We start from the raw sequence: 16,913 nt of genomic DNA on the forward strand, positions 1-16,913 counted from the left end.
TTCAGGGAGCCGAGCGCACCGATTCGTCGACCTGCACGAGTTCGAGCGGGTAGCGCTTGCCGGCGAGGTAGTCTTCCACGCACTGCAGCAGCAGCGGGGTGCGATGCCGCGCCACGCTGGCGCGGATTTCGTCCGGCGTCATCCAGAGCGTGCGCACGATGCCGTCGTCCAACGCGCGGCCCGCCTCGAAGGCGCCCAGCGTGCCGGTGAAGCAGAAGCGCATGTAGGTCACGTCTTCGCCGCGCTCGGCCAGCGGACGGGAGCGCGCCATGTAGATGCCGACCAGCGCCGTGGGCGTGAAGTGGTGGGCGGTTTCCTCGAGCGTTTCGCGCACGCAGCCCTCGGCCGGCGATTCGCCGGGGTCGAGGTGGCCGGCGGGCGTGTTGAGCCTCAGGCCGTCGCCGGCCTGTTCTTCGACGAGCAGGAAGCGCCCGTCGCGTTCGATCACCGCAGCCACGGTGACATTGGGTTTCCAGCGCGTGGCGGCAGCCATCTTTTCTTGTCCTTGCTCTGTTCTAGCGCAGCACGTAGCCGCTGAAGCGCCACATGCGGTCGCGGTCGAGGTGAAAGCTCACGAGTTCGCGCAGCGTGCCGTCGGGGCGGTTGGCGAAGCGGGTTTCGTATTCGATGCTGACATATTGGCCGTCGGTGTCGTGGTCGGAGTCGGCCACGACCTGGCGGTTGACCGCGACCCATGTTCGCATGCGCGGCGCGCCGAGTGGCGCACGGCTGCTGGCGACCTGGTCGATGAATTCGGCGCGCGTCACGCGCTTGCGGGTGGCGGCCGTGGCGCCGTCCCAGAGTTCGCCGGTCTTGCCCTGGTCGATCATCTGGATCGCCTGCATGCCGCCTCGCACCATGTCGCCGGCCTCCACCTCCTGGGCGGCGGCCGGCCCGATCCAGCTCCAGGACAGCATGGCGGCGAGCAGGAGCCTGATCATGGGTTTCATTCGTCTCGCTTCGATATGGCCAAAGACCTTTGGAGACTTCAGCGGGGCATAGATTCCCCGCAGGCCTGTGAGCGTGCGCTTCCGATCTTGAGCACGCTGTCCGCGTCGATCGTCTCGAGGCGGTATCCCAACCCGTAGATGGCCAGCAGCAGGAAGCCATTGGATGGGCGCAGGTCGAGCTTGGTGCGCAGCCGCGAGACATGCGTGTCGAGCGAGCGCGACAGCGCCTCGATGCCCAGCCCCCACACGGCTTCGTGCAGGTGCTCGCGCGACAGCAGCCGCCCGATGTTCTGGAACAGGAACAGCGCCAGTTCGTACTCGCGGTTCTTCAGTTCGACCTCCTTGCCATGCACTTTCAGTACCCGTGAAGGCGGATAGAAGTGATAGGGACCGAACACCAGCTCGGGCTCGTGGCGGGCGGGGTAGGAGCGGCGAAACAGCGCATTGACGCGGGCTTCGAGCTCGCCCGCCCTGATGGGCCTGGCCATGAAGTCGTCGGCGCCGGCGTTGAGCCCCTCGATCATGTCGTCCTCGTCGCGACGGGCGGTCACGAACAGGATGGGCAGCCGGCTCTTGAGATCGACCCGGATGCTCTTCACCACTTCGGGGCCCACCATGTCGGGCAGGTTCCAGTCGAGTATGAGCAGGTCGAAGGTTTGCCGGCGCAGCGAATGCAGCAGCACCTTTCCTGCAGTGAACGTATGGCACTCATGGCCGAGCGCCACCATGGTTTGGTTGATCAGCCTGCGTTGGTCGGGGCCATCGTCGAGTACAGCAATACGCATTCCATCCCTCTTTTTCCTCCCTTCGCCAGCCTCCATGAGCTGGCGATAGGAGGCGCAGTCTATCCACCGGGCACTGGCGCGAGAAAAATCGGGATGCAACTAATGCACGCTATTCCGATTTTTATAAATCGATCTAATAACAATTAGCTAATTTTAAATGCAGATATCTAGTTATTAGATCAACGGTTCTATTGACTTGTTAGCGAACTTGTTAATTCAAGGCGTTGCCGCAGGCTTGCCGTGGTGTCCAGGTCGATCCGAGTGCCATATGCAGGCTATCGAATACCCGAATTTGCTATCAATTGAATAGCTGCTAGGCCAGCAAATACAGGCCTTCCAAAAGAAGCGGGAAGGGAATCTGCGAGACAACGGCGGGCTGTAATCTTGCTGTAAGCTCTGCCCGCATTCCGTGTGCCCCCTTGCTCTGAGGAGAACTCTATGCTGATAGGCGTGCCTGCCGAGATACTGGCTGGCGAAACCCGAGTGGCCGTGACACCCGAGACGGTGAAGAAACTTTCGGCCTCGGGGCACACGGTGCGCGTGCAGTCCGGGGCCGGCGTTGCAGCCAGCGTGACCGATGCGGCGTACCAGGCCGCGGGCGCGGAGATCACCGACCGGGCCGGCGCCTTCGGTGCCGACATGGTGCTCAAGGTGCGCACACCCACCGACGACGAGACCGCGCTGCTCAAGTCCGGCGCCGTCGTCATCGGCATGCTCAATCCATTCGATGCTGCCGGCCTGCAGCGCCTGGCCGCAGCCGGCGTCACCGCCTTCGCGCTGGAAGCCGCGCCGCGCACCACGCGCGCCCAGAGCATGGACGTGCTCTCTTCTCAGGCCAACATCGCCGGCTACAAGGCCGTGATGATCGCGGCCGACAAATACCAGCGCTTCTTCCCCATGCTCATGACGGCGGCCGGCACCGTGAAGGCCGCGCGCGTCGTCATCCTGGGCGTCGGCGTGGCCGGCCTGCAGGCCATTGCCACGGCCAAGCGCCTGGGCGCCGTCATCGAGGCCTCCGACGTGCGCCCGAGCGTGAAAGAGCAGATCGAATCGCTGGGCGGCAAGTTCATCGAAGTCTCCTACGACACCGATGAAGAAAAGGAAGCCGCCGTCGGCGTCGGCGGCTACGCCAAGCCCATGCCCGCGAGCTGGCTGGCGCGCCAGCAGGTCGAGGTGGCCAAGCGCGTGGCGCTGGCCGACATCGTCATCAGCACCGCGCTCATCCCCGGTCGCGCCGCGCCCACGCTCATCACCGAGGACATGGTCAAGGCCATGAAGCCGGGTTCGGTGATCGTCGACATCGCCGCGGGCAAGGGCGCCGATGGCGTGGGCGGCAACTGCCCGCTGTCGGAAGCCGACAAGACAGTGGTCAAGCACGGCGTGACCATCGTGGGCGAGACCAACCTCGCGGCGCTCGTGGCGGCCGACGCATCGGCGCTCTATGCGCGCAACGTGCTCGACTTCCTCAAGCTCATCGTCACCAAGGAGGGCGCGCTGAAGATCGACCTCGAGGACGACATCGTCGCCGCCTGCCGCATGACGCAGGACGGCCAGGTCACCCGCAAGTAAGCCAGCGAACACGCGAGGAGAAGAGCAAATGGATCCCGTATCCCATACCGTCATCAACCTGATCATCTTCGTGCTGGCCATCTACGTGGGCTACCACGTGGTGTGGACCGTCACGCCCGCGCTGCACACGCCGCTGATGGCCGTGACCAACGCCATCTCGGCCATCGTGATCGTGGGCGCCATGCTGGCGGCCGCGCTCACCACCACGCCGCTGGGCAAGACCATGGGCGTGCTGGCCGTGGCGCTGGCCGCGGTGAACGTCTTCGGCGGCTTCCTGGTCACGCGGCGCATGCTGGAGATGTTCAAGAAGAAAGAAAAGAAGAGCGCCCCCAAGGCCGAAGAGGGAGCCGCCAAGTGAGCATGAACCTCGTCACGCTGCTGTACCTGGTGGCCAGCGTCTGCTTCATCCAGGCCCTGAAGGGGCTGTCCCATCCCACCACCTCGATCCGCGGCAACATCTTCGGCATGACCGGCATGGCGATCGCCGTGCTGACGACCATCGCGCTGATCCACGGGCTGACGCGCTCGCTCGGCGTGAATTTCGCCACCGGCATCGGCTGGGTGCTGGCGGCCGTGGTCGTCGGCGGCGGGCTGGGCGCCTTCATGGCCAACAAGGTCGAGATGACCAAGATGCCCGAGCTGGTCGCCTTCATGCACAGCATGATCGGCCTGGCGGCGGTGTTCATCGGCGTGGCCGCGGTGGCCGAGCCCTGGGCCTTCGGCATCACGGCCGCACCCGTGGCCGCGCTCATCGGCGCGCAGACGCCCGACGGCGCCGTGGTGCTGGACGGCTTCGTGCGCTACGCCATTCCGTACGGCAACCGGCTCGAACTGTTCCTGGGCGCGGCCATCGGCGCCATCACCTTCAGCGGCTCGGTCATCGCCTTCGGCAAGCTGTCGGGCAAGTACAAGTTCCGCCTGTTCCAGGGCGCGCCGGTGCAGTTCAAGGGCCAGCACATGCTCAACCTGGTGCTGGGCCTGCTGACCATCGCACTGGGCCTGCTGTTCGTGGCCACCGAGAGCTGGGGCGCGTTCTTCGCGATGCTGGCGCTGGCCTTCGTGATGGGCGTGCTCATCATCATCCCGATCGGCGGGGCCGACATGCCTGTGGTGGTGTCGATGCTCAACAGCTACTCGGGCTGGGCGGCCGCGGGCATCGGCTTCAGCCTGAACAACGCGATGCTGATCGTGGCGGGCTCGCTGGTGGGCTCCTCGGGCGCCATCCTGAGCTACATCATGTGCAAGGCCATGAACCGCTCGTTCTTCAACGTGATCCTGGGCGGCTTCGGCGGCGAGGCGGCCACCACCGGCGGCGCGGCCAAGGAGCAGCGCCCGGTGAAGACCGGCAGCGCCGACGACGCGGCCTTCGTGCTGGGCAACGCCGAGACGGTGGTGATCGTGCCGGGCTACGGCCTGGCGGTGGCGCGCGCGCAGCATGCGGTGAAGGAGCTCGCGCAGAAGCTCACCGACAAGGGCATCACCGTGAAGTACGCCATCCACCCGGTGGCCGGCCGCATGCCCGGCCACATGAACGTGCTGCTGGCCGAGGCCGAGGTGCCCTACGACCAGGTCTTCGAGATGGAGGACATCAACGGCGAGTTCGGCCAGGCCGACGTGGCGATCATCCTGGGCGCCAACGACGTGGTGAACCCCGCCGCGCACACCAAGGGCAGCCCGATCTACGGCATGCCCATCCTGGAGGCCTACAAGGCCAAGACCGTCATCGTGAACAAGCGCTCCATGGCCGCCGGCTATGCGGGACTGGACAACGAACTGTTCTACATGGACAAGACCATGATGGTCTTTGGGGATGCCAAGAAAGTAGTGGAAGATATGCGCAAGGCCATCGAATAGGCCCGGGTCCGTGCCGCGCCGAGCGGCGCGCTTCCTCTCGGCGCCGCTTCGTGCGCCGTTTTCGTTTTCAACAGTCCGACCCCCGGAGGAGACAAATCCAATGACCGATCGTCCCTGGCTCAGCAGCTACCCGCAGGGTGTGCCCGCAGATATCGATGCATCGCACTACCCCTCGCTGGTCGCGCTCATGGAAGAGAGCTTTTCCAAGTACGCCGAACGCACGGCCTACAGCTTCATGGGCAAGGACATCAGCTACGGCGAGACCGACAGGCAGAGCAAGGCCTTCGCGGCCTACCTGCAGGGACTGGGCCTGGTGAAGGGCGACCGCGTCGCCGCGATGATGCCCAACTGCCCGCAGTACCCGATCGCGGTCGCGGCCATCCTGCGCGCCGGCCTGATCCTGGTCAACGTGAACCCGCTCTACACGCCGCGCGAACTCGAGCACCAGCTCAAGGACTCGGGCGCGAAGGCCATCGTCATCATGGAGAACTTCGGCACCACGCTGCAGCAGTGCATCGCGTCCACGCCGATCAAGCACATCGTGCTGGCCTCCATGGGCGACCGCCTCGGCTTCCTGAAGGGCGCGCTGGTCAACTACGTGGTGCGCAACGTCAAGAAGCTGGTGCCCCACTTCAGCCTGCCCGGCGCGGTGCGCTTCAACGACGCGCTCGACAAGGGCGCGAGCGGCTCGCTCAAGCCGGCGGCCATCGGCCCCGACGACGTGGCCGTGCTGCAGTACACCGGCGGCACCACCGGCGTGTCGAAGGGCGCGGTGCTGCTGCATCGCAACGTGATCGCCAACGTGCTGCAGTCCGAAGCCTGGAACGAGCCGGCCATGGCCAAGGTGCCTGCCAACGAGCAGCCCACGGGCGTGTGTGCGCTGCCGCTGTATCACATCTTCGCGTTCACGGTCGGCATGATGCTGAGCATGCGCACGGGCGGCAAGCTGATCCTGATCCCGAATCCGCGCGACATCCCTGCCGTGCTGAAGGAACTGTCGAAGCACACGATCCACAGCTTCCCGGCCGTCAACACGCTGTTCAACGGCCTGGCGAACCACCCCGACTTCAACACCGTCAACTGGAAGAACCTGAAGATCTCGGTGGGCGGCGGCATGGCCGTGCAGGCCGCGGTGGCCAAGCTCTGGCTCGAGAAGACCGGCTGCCCCATCTGCGAGGGCTACGGCCTCTCGGAGACCTCGCCGTCGACCACCTGCAACCCGACCAACAGCACCGCCTACACCGGCACCATCGGCCTGCCGCTGCCGAGCACCTGGCTCAAGCTGCTCGACGACGAAGGCAACGAAGTGCCCATGGGCGAGCGCGGCGAAATCGCGATCAAGGGCCCGCAGGTGATGGCCGGCTACTGGCAGCGTCCCGACGAGACCGCCAAGGTCATGACGCCCGACGGCTACTTCAAGAGCGGCGACATCGGCGTGGTCGACGAGCGCGGCTACTTCAAGGTGGTCGACCGCAAGAAGGACATGATCCTGGTGTCGGGCTTCAACGTGTACCCGAACGAGGTGGAAGACGTGGTGGCACTGATTCCGGGCGTGCTCGAATGCGCGGCGGTCGGCGTGCCCGACGAGAAGACCGGCGAGGCCGTGAAGCTCGTGATCGTGAAGAAAGACCCGTCGCTCACCGAGGCGCAGGTGCGCGAATACTGCCGGGCAAACCTTACGGGTTACAAGCAGCCGCGAATCGTAGAGTTTCGTACCGACATGCCGAAGACGCCTGTCGGCAAGATCCTGCGCCGCGAGTTGCGCGACGCCAGAAAGTAAGGGTTCGGCCCGGGTAGGGCCACGGCATCGATCTTGCATATTCGCGGGTCGATGTTTCGATTCATCCTGACCCGCGTGAGCTTGCTGGTGCCGACGTTCATCGGCATGACGCTGCTCGCCTTCTTTCTCATCCGGCTGGTGCCCGGCGACCCCATCGAGACGATGGCCGGCGAGCGCGGCATCGACCCCGCGCGCCACGCCGAGCTGCGCACCGCCTACGGCTTCGACAAGCCGGTGATCGTGCAGTACGGCATCTACATCGCCCGCGTGCTGCACGGCGACCTGGGCAAGTCGCTCATCACGCAGGACACGGTGATGAGCGAGTTCCTCGCGCTCTTCCCGGCCACCGTCGAACTCGCGGTCTGCGCGATTCTCTTCGCGCTGCTGCTGGGCCTGCCGGCCGGCATCCTGGCGGCGGTGCGGCGCAACTCCATCTTCGACCACGGCGTGATGGCCACGTCGCTCACCGGCTACTCGATGCCGATCTTCTGGTGGGGGCTGCTGCTGATCCTGTTCTTCTCGGTGCAGCTCGGATGGACGCCGGTGTCGGGGCGCATCGCGGTGCAGTACTACATCGAGCCAGAGACCGGGTTCCTGCTGATCGACTCGCTGCGCGCCGGCGACACCGGCGCGTTCTGGTCGGCCCTGCATCACCTGATATTGCCGGCGGTCGTGCTCGGCACCGTGCCGCTCGCGGTGATCGCGCGCATGACGCGCTCGGCCATGCTCGAGGTGCTGGGCGAGGACTACATCCGCACCGCGCGCGCCAAGGGCCTGTCGCGCTTTCGCGTGGTCGGGCTGCACGCGCTGCGCAATGCGCTCATTCCGGTGGTGACCGTGATCGGCCTGCAGGTGGGCGTGCTGTTCACCGGCGCCATCCTCACCGAGACCATCTTCTCGTGGCCGGGCGTCGGCAAGTGGCTCATCGAGGCCATCGGCCGGCGCGACTACCCGGTGCTGCAGGGCGGCATGCTGCTGCTCGGCGGCATCGTGATGCTGGTGAACCTGCTCGTCGACGTGGCCTATGGCGTCATCAACCCGCGCATCCGGCGCTGAGCTCATGGCCTCGACACAAACCATTTCCAACGGTGCGAAAAGCACCGCACCTCCCGGCCCCTGGCGCGAGTTCTGGACGGCCTTCTCGGCCAACCGCGGCGCGGTCATCGGGCTGGCCACCATCGTCTTCCTGCTGCTGATCGCGCTGTTAGCGCCGTGGATTGCGCCGCATGCGCCCAACGAAACCAACAGCGCCGTCTTCCTGCTGCCGCCGGCATGGCAGCAGGGCGGCTCCATGAGCTACCTGCTTGGCACCGATGCCATCGGGCGCGACATTCTTTCGCGGCTCATGCATGGCGCGCGGCTTTCGCTGTCGATCGGCGTGGCGGTGGTGGCGATATCGGTGGTCGCGGGCGTGGTGCTCGGGCTCATCGCGGGCTTCTTCCGTGGCGTGCTCGAGATCGCGATCATGCGGCTCATGGACATCGTGCTCACGCTGCCCAGCCTGCTGCTGGCCATCGTGATCGTCGCCATCCTCGGGCCGGGGCTGGTCAACGCGATGCTGGCGGTGGCCATCGTGGTGCTGCCGCACTATGTGCGCATCACGCGCGCGGCGGTCATCGCCGAGGTCTCGCGCGACTACGTGACCGCCGCACGCGTGAGCGGCGCAGGCACGCTGCGCCTGATGTTCCGCGAGGTGCTGCCCAACTGCGCCGCGCCGCTGATCGTGCAGGCCTCGCTCGGCATCTCCACGGCCATCCTCGACGCGGCGGCGCTCGGCTTCCTGGGCCTCGGCGCGCAGCCACCGTCGCCCGAATGGGGAACCATGCTGGCCGACGCGCGCGAGTTCGTGCTGCGCGCCTGGTGGGTCGTCACCTTCCCGGGCCTGGCGATCCTGATGGCCGTGCTGGCTTTCAACCTGCTGGGCGACGGCTTGCGAGACGCGCTCGACCCCAAGCTCAAGCGCTGAAGCAAAGGAAAGCACAGATGCCTTTGCTTGACATCAAGGACCTGCACGTCGAGTTCCCCACGCAAGGCGGCGTGCTGCACGCGGTCGATGGCGTGAGCCTCACGCTCGAGGAGGGCGAGGTGCTCGGCATCGTCGGCGAATCGGGCTCGGGCAAGAGCGTCACGATGATGGCGCTGATGGGCCTGGTCGGCTTTCCGGGCCGTGTGCGCGCGGAGCACATGCGCTTTGCCGGCAAGGAACTGCTGGGCATTTCCGACAAGGCGCGGCGCTCGCTGGTCGGCAAGGAAGTGGCCATGATCTTCCAGGAGCCGACCACCAGCCTCAACCCCTGCTTCACCATCGGCTTCCAGCTGATGGAGACATTGCGGCTGCACCTGAAGCTCGACAAGCGCGATGCGAAGCGCCGCGCGACGGAGCTGCTCGAACAGGTCGGCATTCCCGCCGCGTCGTCGCGCCTGGGCAGCTATCCGCACCAGCTCTCGGGCGGCATGAACCAGCGCGTGATGATCGCGATGGCCATCGCCTGCAACCCGCGCCTGCTGATCGCCGACGAGCCGACCACCGCGCTCGACGTGACCATCCAGGCGCAGATCCTCGACCTGCTGCGCGACCTGCAGAGGGAGCGCGGCATGGCGCTGGTGCTCATCACGCACAACATGGGCGTGGTGAGCGAGATGGCGCAGCGCATCGCGGTGATGTACGCGGGCCAGGTGATGGAGCACCAGCGCGTCGATCGGCTCTTCGCATCGCCGCAGCATCCCTACACCGAGGCCCTGCTCGCGGCTTTGCCCGAACGCGTTGCGCCCGAGGGCCGGCTCGCCACCATCAGCGGCATGGTGCCGGGCGTGCACGACCGGCCGGCGGGTTGCCTGTTCGCGCCGCGCTGCGGCTACGTCACCGAGCGCGCCTGCCATGTGCGGCCGGCGCTGCGCGAATGGCAGGGCGCGGAAGTGCGATGCCACTTTCCGCTCGGCGAGCCGGGGCGCAAGGCGGCCATCGAAAGCGACCCGCCGAAGCGGCGAACGGCCGACGAGGTGCTGCCATGAGCGAAGCATCGACCGGTACCTCGAACGAAGTGGTCGTCGAGGCGACCCATCTGCAGCGCACCTACGACATCCGCCGCGGCATGTTCCGCGCGCCGTCGCATCTGCGCGCGGTGGGCGACATCTCGTTCCGCATCGAGCGCGGCCGCACGCTGGCGGTGGTCGGCGAGTCGGGCTGCGGCAAGTCGACGCTCGCGCGCATGGTCGCGCTGATCGAGAAGCCGACCGCGGGCCAGCTCACGCTGGTGGGCGCCGACGCGGTGAACCCACCGCCCGAGCGCAAGCGCGAGCTGCGACAGGCCGTGCAGCTGGTGTTCCAGAACCCGTACGGCTCGCTCAATCCGCGCAAGAAGATCTCGGCGGTGCTCGAAGACCCGCTGGCCATCAACACCACCATGGGCAAGCCCGAGCGCGCAGCCAAGGCGCGCGAGATGCTGGCGCGCGTGGGCCTGCGGCCCGAGTACGCCAACCGCTATCCGCACATGTTCTCCGGCGGCCAGCGCCAGCGCATCGCCATTGCGCGTGCGCTGATGCTGAACCCGCGCCTGCTGGTGGCCGACGAGCCGGTGTCGGCGCTCGACGTGTCCATCCAGGCCCAGGTGCTGAACCTGCTGTCCGACCTGCAGGCCGAGCTGGGGCTGGCGTATCTCTTCATCTCGCACGACCTCGGCGTGGTGCGGCACATCGCGCACGACGTGCTCGTGATGTACCTCGGCCATGCGGTGGAGCAGGGCCCGAAGTCGCGCATCTTCGCGCGGCCGCTGCATCCGTACACGCAGGCGCTGCTGGCTTCGACGCCGGGGCTCAGCAGCCAGCGCATCGTGCTCAAGGGCGAACTGCCTTCGCCGCTGAACCCGCCTGCCGGTTGCGTGTTCAGCACGCGCTGCCCGCACGTGGCCGAGCGCTGCCGCCAGGAGCGCCCGCTGCCGCGCCTGCTCGACGAGCGGCTGGTGGCGTGCCATTTCTCGGAGAAGTTTCTCGAAGGCGCGCCGCTCGTGCGCGCCGATGTTCCGCCGGCCGCCATCGCGATGGCGACGAATCCCTAGCAACCTGCTTTTTCAACCGTGTCCCAAGGAGTCCAAATGAAGACCCAGCCCACCGTTTCGCGCCGCTCACGAAGCCTGGCGCTCCTGGCACCGACAGCGATTGCGGCCCTTACCCTGGCCTGCGGCGCGGTGTCAGCCAAGACGCTGGTGTATTGCTCGGAAGGCAGCCCGGAGAATTTCTATCCGGGCATGAACACCACCGGCACCTCGTTCGACGTGACCACGCAGGTCTACAACACCATCGTCGAGTTCGAGCGCGGCGGCACCAAGGTCGTGCCGGGCCTGGCCGAGAAGTGGGACATCTCCGCCGACGGCACGGTCTACACCTTCCACCTGCGCAAGGGCGTGAAGTGGCACAACACGAGCAAGAGCTTCAAGCCCACGCGCGACTTCAACGCCGACGATTTCATCTTCATGCTCGAGCGCCAGTGGAAGGAGAGCGATCCCTTCTTCAAGGTCACGAGCCAGAACCACTCGTACTTCAACGACATGGGCATGCCCAAGCTGCTGAAGACGGTGGACCGCATCGACGACTACACGGTGAAGATCGTGCTCAACCAGCCCGAGGCGCCTTTCCTCGCGAACCTGGCGATGCAGTACGCGGGCATCCAGTCGAAGGAATACGCCATTGCCATGCTGAAGGCCGGCACGCCCGAGAAGGTCGACCAGGACCCGATCGGCACCGGTCCGTTCTACCTGGTGCAGTACCAGAAGGACGCGATCATCCGCTTCAAGGCCTTCCCGCAGTACTGGGGCGGCAAGGCCAAGATCGACGACCTCGTGTTTGCCATCACGCCCGATGCCTCGGTGCGCTGGGCCAAGCTGCAGAAGGGCGAGTGCCACGTCATGCCGTACCCGAACCCTGCCGACCTCGACGCGATCCGCAAGGACCCCAACGTGCAGGTGCTGGAGCAGCCCGGCCTGAATGTGGGCTACCTCTCGTACAACACGACGAAGAAGCCCTTCGACGACGTGCGTGTGCGCAAGGCCATCAACATGGCGATCAACAAGAAGGCCATCATCGACGGTGTGTACCTCACGACCGGCGTGGCTGCGAAGAACCCGATTCCGCCGACCATGTGGTCCTACAACGACGCGGTGAAGGATGACCCGTACGACCCCGAAGCCGCGAAGAAGCTGCTGGCGCAGGCCGGCTACCCCGACGGCTTCTCGACCGACCTGTGGGCCATGCCGGTGCAGCGCCCGTACAACCCGAACGCCAAGCGCATCGCCGAACTGATGCAGGCCGACCTGGCCAAGATCAACGTCAAGGCAGAGATCAAGAGCTTCGAGTGGGGCGAGTACCGCAAGCGTCTGCAGGCCGGCGAGCACCAGATGGGCATGCTGGGCTGGACCGGCGACAACGGCGACCCGGACAACTTCCTCTACACGCTGCTGGGCTGCGCATCGGCCAAGTCGGCCAGCGGCAGCAACATCTCGAAGTTCTGCTATCAGCCTTACGAAGACCTCGTGGTGAAGGCCAAGAGCGCGACCAAGCAGGCCGACCGCGATGCGCTCTACAAGAAGGCTCAGGTCATCTTCAAGGAGCAGGCGCCGTGGTTCACCATCGCGCATGCGGTGCAGTTGAAGCCGGTGCGCAAGGAAGTGGTCGACTTCAAGCTGAGCCCCTTCGGGCGCCACACTTTCTATGGTGTGGATATCAAGTAACCCCCCAGGCTGCTGGGGGCAACACCTGCGGCCCGGCATAGCCGGTTCCGCGGTGTTTCTGGAAAGAGAAATGTCTTGAGTTTTTTGCCGCGCGCGCCCATCGCCATCGTCGCTGCCATGCACGAGGAACTGAGTGCCCTGCTTGCGCAGATGCCCGACGAGCAGCGTGTGCGCGTGGCGGGGCGCGACTTCTGGGTGGGCCATCTGCAGGGCCAGCCGGTGGTCGCGGTGCTGTCGCGCATCGGCAAGGTCGCGGCGGCGGTGACGGCCACGGTGCTGCTGGAGCGCTTCGGCGTGCGGGCCATCGTGTTCACCGGCGTGGCGGGTGGATTGGCGCCGGGCGTGAAGGTGGGCGACGTGGTCGTGGCCACCGAACTGCTGCAGCACGACATGGACGCCTCGCCGCTTTTCCCGAAGCACGAGGTGCCGCTGATGGGCATGGCGCGCTTCGCGGCCGATGCTGCCATCGGCAACGCGCTGGCGGCCGTGGCGGCCGACGTGCTGCGCGACCCCGGGGCCTTGGTCGGCCAGCAGGCCGTGGATGAATTCAGCCTCCGGCAGCCCGGGGTGCATCGCGGCCTGCTGGTGAGCGGCGACCGCTTCGTCTCCACCACCGCGGAGAGCGAGGCCTTGCAGCGCGAGCTGCCCGATGCGCTCGCGGTCGAGATGGAAGGCGCTGCGATGGCGCAGGTGTGTCACGACTACGGCGTGCCGTTTGCCGCGATGCGCACGATTTCGGACCGCGCCGACGATGCCGCGCATGGCGACTTCGCGCGCTTCGTGGTGGAGGTGGCGAGCCGCTACAGCCTCGCGCTGGTGGGCGCGTGGCTGGCCACGCTGCCCGCGCAAGACGCGGGTAGTGGCGCGGCTACTTGAGCCAGCCGCGCCGGCGGAAGTACCACATCGGCACCAGCGCGCTGGCCGCCATCAGCACGATGGCATACGGATAGCCCATGGCCCAGTCGAGCTCCGGCATGAACTTGAAGTTCATGCCGTAGATGCTGGCGATCAGCGTGGGCGGCAGCAGCGCCACGCTGGCCACCGAGAAGATCTTGATGGTCTTGTTCTGGTTGATGTTGATGAAACCGACGGTCGCATCCATCAGGAAGTTGATCTTGTCGAACAGGAAGGCCGTGTGGTTGTCCAGCGACTCGATGTCGCGCAGGATCTGGCGCGCCTCTTCGAACTGCTCGGCGTTGAGCATCTTGCTGCGCATCATGAAGCTGACCGCGCGGCGCGTGTCCATCACGTTGCGGCGGATGCGGCCGTTCAAGTCTTCCTGCCGCGCGATGGCGCCGAGCACCTCGCCGGCCAGCTCGTCGCTCACGTTGCCCGAGAGCACTTTCTTGCCGGCCACTTCGAGCTCGTCGTAGATGTTCTCGAGCGTGTCGGCCGAATACTCGGCGTCGGCGTCGAACAGCTTGAGCATCACTTCCTTGGCGTCCTCGATCAGCCCCGGTGCGCGGCGCGCGCGCATGCGCAGCAGGCGGAACACGGGCACGTCCTCGTCGTGGATCGAGAACAGCACGCCGCGGCTGCGCAGGTCGGTGTTGTGCTGGTTCAGGATGAAAGCGACGCGCACGGTGCGCGGGTTCTCGTCGTCGTCGATCAGGAAGTCGGAGCGGATGTGCAGCTCGCCGTTGTCTTCCTCGTAGAAGCGGGCGGATTCCTCGATGTCCTCGTCCATCGCGTCTTCGGGGATGGACAGGCCGTAGTACTGCTTGATCCAGCGCTTCTCTTCGAGCGTGGGCGATTCGAGGTCGACCCAGATCGGCTGGAACTTGGAAAGCTCTTCGAGCGCCTCGATCTCTTCCTGGACGAGGCGGCCGTTGGCGAGCGTAAAGATGTTGAGCATTGGCTCACTCCCGGGGGTGACTGGACGATGGGCGAGGGAGGGGCGCTTTCAATTCCCGGGCCCGACGTGCGTGAGGAAAACGCGTCAGTGAAAGGGAGTTGAAAGCTGCCGAGACGGGGCGGTTTCCATGGGAAGAGTCTCCGGTTGCAGCGAGGCGCGATTATGTCACCGGCCACATGGCAGCAAGGTGGCTGGACTGGACGGGCATACAGTAAAGTCGTGCCCATGCAGACCGCTGCGTCCCCCGTTCTTTCCACCGCCCCGAAGACCCAGGCCGAGCGCCTGGCCGCCGCGCTGGCCACGCTCAACGACGCGCAGCGCGCGGCGGTCGAGCACGGGGTGGGAGCGGCCATCGCCGAGCGCGACGAGCGGCCGCTGCTGGTCATCGCCGGCGCCGGGTCGGGCAAGACCAGCACGCTGGCGCACCGCGTCGCGCACCTGATTGCCGGCGGGGTGGATCCGCAGCGCCTGCTGCTGCTGACCTTCTCGCGCCGCGCCGCGCAGGAAATGGGGCGGCGCGCGGGCCAGGTGCTGGCGAAGGTGCTGGGCCTGAAGTCGGAGGCGCCGCCTTCGCTGCCGTGGGCTGGCACCTTCCACGGCATCGGCGCGCGGCTGCTGCGCGAGTACGCCGCACAGATCGGGCTGGACGAGAACTTCACCATCCACGACCGCGGCGACGCCGAAGACCTGATGGGGCTGGCGCGCCACGAGCTGGGCCTGTCTTCCACCGTCAACCGCTTTCCGCGCAAGGGCACCTGCCTGTCGATCTACTCGCGCTGCGTGAACACGCGCGCGCCGCTGGCCGAGGTGCTGCGGGAGTCTTTCCCGTGGTGCGGCGAATGGGAGGCCGAGCTGAAGAAGCTGTTCGGCGCCTACGTCGAGGCCAAGCAGCAGCAGAACGTGCTCGACTACGACGACCTGCTGCTCTACTGGGCCGGCATGGTCGCCGAGCCCGCGCTGGCCGCGCACGTCGGCGCGCGCTTCGACCATGTGCTGGTCGACGAGTACCAGGACACCAACCTGCTGCAGGCCTCGATCCTGCTGGCGCTCAAGCCCGACGGGCGCGGCGTGACGGTGGTGGGAGACGACGCGCAGTCGATCTATTCGTTCAGGGGCGCCACGGTGCGCAACATCCTCGACTTCCCGTCGCAGTTCACGCAGGACGCACGCGTGGTCACGCTGGAGCGCAACTACCGCTCGACGCAGCCGATCCTCGACGCCTCGAACCGCGTCATCGCGCAAGCAGCCGAGCGGCACGCCAAGACGCTGTGGACCGACAAGCCATCGGCCGGCAAGCCGCTGCTGGTGCTCGTGCCCGACGAGGCGGAGCAGGCGCGCTGGGTGGCCGACAAGGTGCTGGCGCACCGCGAGGGCGGGCTGGCGCTGAAGTCGCAGGCGGTGCTGTTTCGCACCTCGTCGCACAGCGCGGCGCTCGAGCTCGAGCTGGCGCGGCGCAACATTCCGTTCGTGAAGTTCGGCGGGCTCAAGTTTCTCGAGGCCTCGCATGTGAAGGACCTGCTCGCGGTGCTGCGTTTCGCGCAGAACCCGCGCGGCCGCATGGCGGGCTTTCGCGTGACGCAGCTGATCCCGGGCATCGGGCCCGTCACCGGCACGCGGCTGCTCGACGCGATGGACCAGGCCGCCGATCCGGTGGCCGCAGTGCGCGACTTCGTGCCGCCTTCCGCGGCGCGCGAGCAATGGGCCGATTTCGCCAAGGCCTACGAGGCGCTGCGCTCTCCTGCGCTCGCATGGCCGGCCGACGTGGAGGTGGCGATGGCCTGGTACCAGCCGCACCTGGAGCGGCTGTACGAGGACACCTCGGGCGTGCGGCGCGCCGACGTCGAGCAGCTCGCGCGGCTGGCCGCCGGCTACGCGTCGCGCGAACGCTTCCTGACCGAACTGACGCTCGATCCGCCCGAGGCCACCAGCGACCGCCCGGGTCCGCCGCTGCTCGACGAGGACTACCTGATCCTCTCGACCATCCATTCGGCCAAGGGGCAGGAGTGGAACTCGGTGCATGTGATCAACGTGGTCGACGGCTGCCTGCCGGCCGACGTGGCGCAGAGCGCGCAAGAGCTCGAAGAAGAACGCCGCCTGCTCTACGTGGCGATGACCCGGGCGCGCGACCACCTGCACCTGCTGGTGCCGCAGCGCTTCTACGTCACGCAGCAGTCGGCGCGCGGCGACCGGCATCTGTATGCCAACCGCACGCGCTTCATCGCCGATGCCGACCTCGCGGGCTTTGAGCAGCAGACCTGGCCGCCGCCACCCGAGCGGCCGCCGGCCGTGCCGCCGCCCGCTGCCGTGATCGACCTGCGAAACCGCATGCGCGCCGCCTGGCGCTGAGCCCGTCCGCTGGCCCTCACGGCGGCAGGGTTTCGGGGTCTTTCCTGCTGA

15 protein-coding genes are annotated in these 16,913 nt (G+C 66.7%); 11 read left to right on the forward strand and 4 right to left on the reverse strand.

Annotated elements, in window-relative coordinates; genetic code table 11:
• Nucleotide 1: 1 nt before the first annotated feature.
• The 3 genes from WIX39_RS06620 to WIX39_RS06630 are packed head-to-tail and all read right to left on the reverse strand — an operon-like array spanning nt 2 to nt 1,735.
• On the reverse strand, nt 2-493 hold the full coding sequence (locus WIX39_RS06620; RefSeq protein ID WP_106935989.1) for an NUDIX hydrolase: 492 nt from the start codon (nt 491-493) through the stop codon (nt 2-4).
• Nucleotides 494-515: 22 nt separating this feature from the next.
• The gene (locus WIX39_RS06625; RefSeq protein ID WP_234382133.1) at nt 516-941 is read right to left on the reverse strand and encodes a DUF4019 domain-containing protein; all 426 of its coding nucleotides are present in this window, start codon (nt 939-941) and stop codon (nt 516-518) included.
• A 47-nt stretch (nt 942-988) separates the two neighbouring features.
• Nucleotides 989-1,735: a response regulator transcription factor gene (locus WIX39_RS06630; RefSeq protein ID WP_106935987.1), complete on the reverse strand. Its 747-nt coding sequence runs from the start codon at nt 1,733-1,735 to the stop codon at nt 989-991.
• Between the two features lie 438 nt (nt 1,736-2,173).
• On the opposite strand from WIX39_RS06630, the gene WIX39_RS06635 reads away from it, so the two are divergent.
• From WIX39_RS06635 to WIX39_RS06680, 10 genes are all read left to right on the forward strand, one after another.
• A complete protein-coding gene (locus tag WIX39_RS06635; protein ID WP_106935986.1) occupies nt 2,174-3,304 on the forward strand; it encodes a Re/Si-specific NAD(P)(+) transhydrogenase subunit alpha in 1,131 nt (376 codons plus the stop codon).
• Nucleotides 3,305-3,332: 28 nt separating this feature from the next.
• Entirely contained in the window at nt 3,333-3,662 is a 330-nt protein-coding gene (locus tag WIX39_RS06640) for an NAD(P) transhydrogenase subunit alpha (RefSeq protein WP_081270757.1), read from the forward strand.
• Nucleotides 3,659-5,158, forward strand: coding sequence for an NAD(P)(+) transhydrogenase (Re/Si-specific) subunit beta (locus tag WIX39_RS06645; protein ID WP_409194706.1), 1,500 nt, complete (start codon nt 3,659-3,661; stop codon nt 5,156-5,158). The genes WIX39_RS06640 and WIX39_RS06645 overlap by 4 nt, the downstream gene beginning before the upstream one ends.
• Before the next feature lie 100 nt (nt 5,159-5,258).
• On the forward strand, nt 5,259-6,938 hold the full coding sequence (locus WIX39_RS06650) for a long-chain-fatty-acid--CoA ligase (RefSeq protein WP_409194707.1): 1,680 nt from the start codon (nt 5,259-5,261) through the stop codon (nt 6,936-6,938).
• A 51-nt stretch (nt 6,939-6,989) separates the two neighbouring features.
• Complete coding sequence (locus WIX39_RS06655; RefSeq protein ID WP_081270760.1) at nt 6,990-7,994, forward strand: ABC transporter permease subunit; 1,005 nt, start codon at nt 6,990-6,992, stop codon at nt 7,992-7,994.
• 4 nt (nt 7,995-7,998) lie between these two features.
• Nucleotides 7,999-8,904: an ABC transporter permease subunit gene (locus tag WIX39_RS06660; protein WP_106935985.1), complete on the forward strand. Its 906-nt coding sequence runs from the start codon at nt 7,999-8,001 to the stop codon at nt 8,902-8,904.
• 17 nt (nt 8,905-8,921) lie between these two features.
• Nucleotides 8,922-9,950 (forward strand): ABC transporter ATP-binding protein, encoded by a 1,029-nt coding sequence (locus tag WIX39_RS06665; RefSeq protein ID WP_106935984.1) that lies wholly within the window; start codon nt 8,922-8,924, stop codon nt 9,948-9,950.
• Entirely contained in the window at nt 9,947-10,993 is a 1,047-nt protein-coding gene (locus tag WIX39_RS06670) for a dipeptide ABC transporter ATP-binding protein (protein ID WP_409194708.1), read from the forward strand. The genes WIX39_RS06665 and WIX39_RS06670 overlap by 4 nt, the downstream gene beginning before the upstream one ends.
• A gap of 36 nt (nt 10,994-11,029) precedes the next feature.
• Complete coding sequence (locus tag WIX39_RS06675; RefSeq protein ID WP_081270764.1) at nt 11,030-12,661, forward strand: ABC transporter substrate-binding protein; 1,632 nt, start codon at nt 11,030-11,032, stop codon at nt 12,659-12,661.
• A 117-nt stretch (nt 12,662-12,778) separates the two neighbouring features.
• Nucleotides 12,779-13,537: a 5'-methylthioadenosine/adenosylhomocysteine nucleosidase gene (locus WIX39_RS06680; protein ID WP_409196325.1), complete on the forward strand. Its 759-nt coding sequence runs from the start codon at nt 12,779-12,781 to the stop codon at nt 13,535-13,537.
• Here WIX39_RS06680 and corA read toward each other — a convergent pair.
• The gene (corA, locus tag WIX39_RS06685) at nt 13,530-14,516 is read right to left on the reverse strand and encodes a magnesium/cobalt transporter CorA (protein WP_081270766.1); all 987 of its coding nucleotides are present in this window, start codon (nt 14,514-14,516) and stop codon (nt 13,530-13,532) included. The genes WIX39_RS06680 and corA overlap by 8 nt on opposite strands.
• Nucleotides 14,517-14,741: 225 nt before the next feature.
• Between corA and WIX39_RS06690 the strand changes: the two genes are divergently transcribed.
• Nucleotides 14,742-16,862, forward strand: a complete 2,121-nt coding sequence (locus WIX39_RS06690) for an ATP-dependent helicase (RefSeq protein WP_409194709.1) — start codon at nt 14,742-14,744, stop codon at nt 16,860-16,862.
• Nucleotides 16,863-16,913: the final 51 nt, after the last annotated feature.

It is taken from the genome of Variovorax sp. AB1(2024), from assembly GCF_037482385.2.
Classification (GTDB): Bacteria; Pseudomonadota; Gammaproteobacteria; order Burkholderiales; family Burkholderiaceae_C; genus Variovorax.

What these genes read in the sequence shown, in the direction of transcription:
- WIX39_RS06650 (WP_409194707.1), top strand. Translation starts at nt 5,259, where the DNA reads ATGACCGATCGTCCCTGGCTCAGCAGCTACCCGCAGGGTGTGCCCGCA.
- WIX39_RS06690 (WP_409194709.1), top strand. Translation starts at nt 14,742, where the DNA reads ATGCAGACCGCTGCGTCCCCCGTTCTTTCCACCGCCCCGAAGACCCAG.
- WIX39_RS06680 (WP_409196325.1), top strand. Translation starts at nt 12,779, where the DNA reads ATGCACGAGGAACTGAGTGCCCTGCTTGCGCAGATGCCCGACGAGCAG.
- WIX39_RS06630 (WP_106935987.1), bottom strand. Translation starts at nt 1,735, where the DNA reads ATGCGTATTGCTGTACTCGACGATGGCCCCGACCAACGCAGGCTGATC.
- WIX39_RS06640 (WP_081270757.1), top strand. Translation starts at nt 3,333, where the DNA reads ATGGATCCCGTATCCCATACCGTCATCAACCTGATCATCTTCGTGCTG.
- WIX39_RS06655 (WP_081270760.1), top strand. Translation starts at nt 6,990, where the DNA reads ATGTTTCGATTCATCCTGACCCGCGTGAGCTTGCTGGTGCCGACGTTC.
- WIX39_RS06670 (WP_409194708.1), top strand. Translation starts at nt 9,947, where the DNA reads ATGAGCGAAGCATCGACCGGTACCTCGAACGAAGTGGTCGTCGAGGCG.
- corA (WP_081270766.1), bottom strand. Translation starts at nt 14,516, where the DNA reads ATGCTCAACATCTTTACGCTCGCCAACGGCCGCCTCGTCCAGGAAGAG.
- WIX39_RS06665 (WP_106935984.1), top strand. Translation starts at nt 8,922, where the DNA reads ATGCCTTTGCTTGACATCAAGGACCTGCACGTCGAGTTCCCCACGCAA.
- WIX39_RS06675 (WP_081270764.1), top strand. Translation starts at nt 11,030, where the DNA reads ATGAAGACCCAGCCCACCGTTTCGCGCCGCTCACGAAGCCTGGCGCTC.
- WIX39_RS06660 (WP_106935985.1), top strand. Translation starts at nt 7,999, where the DNA reads ATGGCCTCGACACAAACCATTTCCAACGGTGCGAAAAGCACCGCACCT.
- WIX39_RS06625 (WP_234382133.1), bottom strand. Translation starts at nt 941, where the DNA reads ATGATCAGGCTCCTGCTCGCCGCCATGCTGTCCTGGAGCTGGATCGGG.
- WIX39_RS06635 (WP_106935986.1), top strand. Translation starts at nt 2,174, where the DNA reads ATGCTGATAGGCGTGCCTGCCGAGATACTGGCTGGCGAAACCCGAGTG.
- WIX39_RS06620 (WP_106935989.1), bottom strand. Translation starts at nt 493, where the DNA reads ATGGCTGCCGCCACGCGCTGGAAACCCAATGTCACCGTGGCTGCGGTG.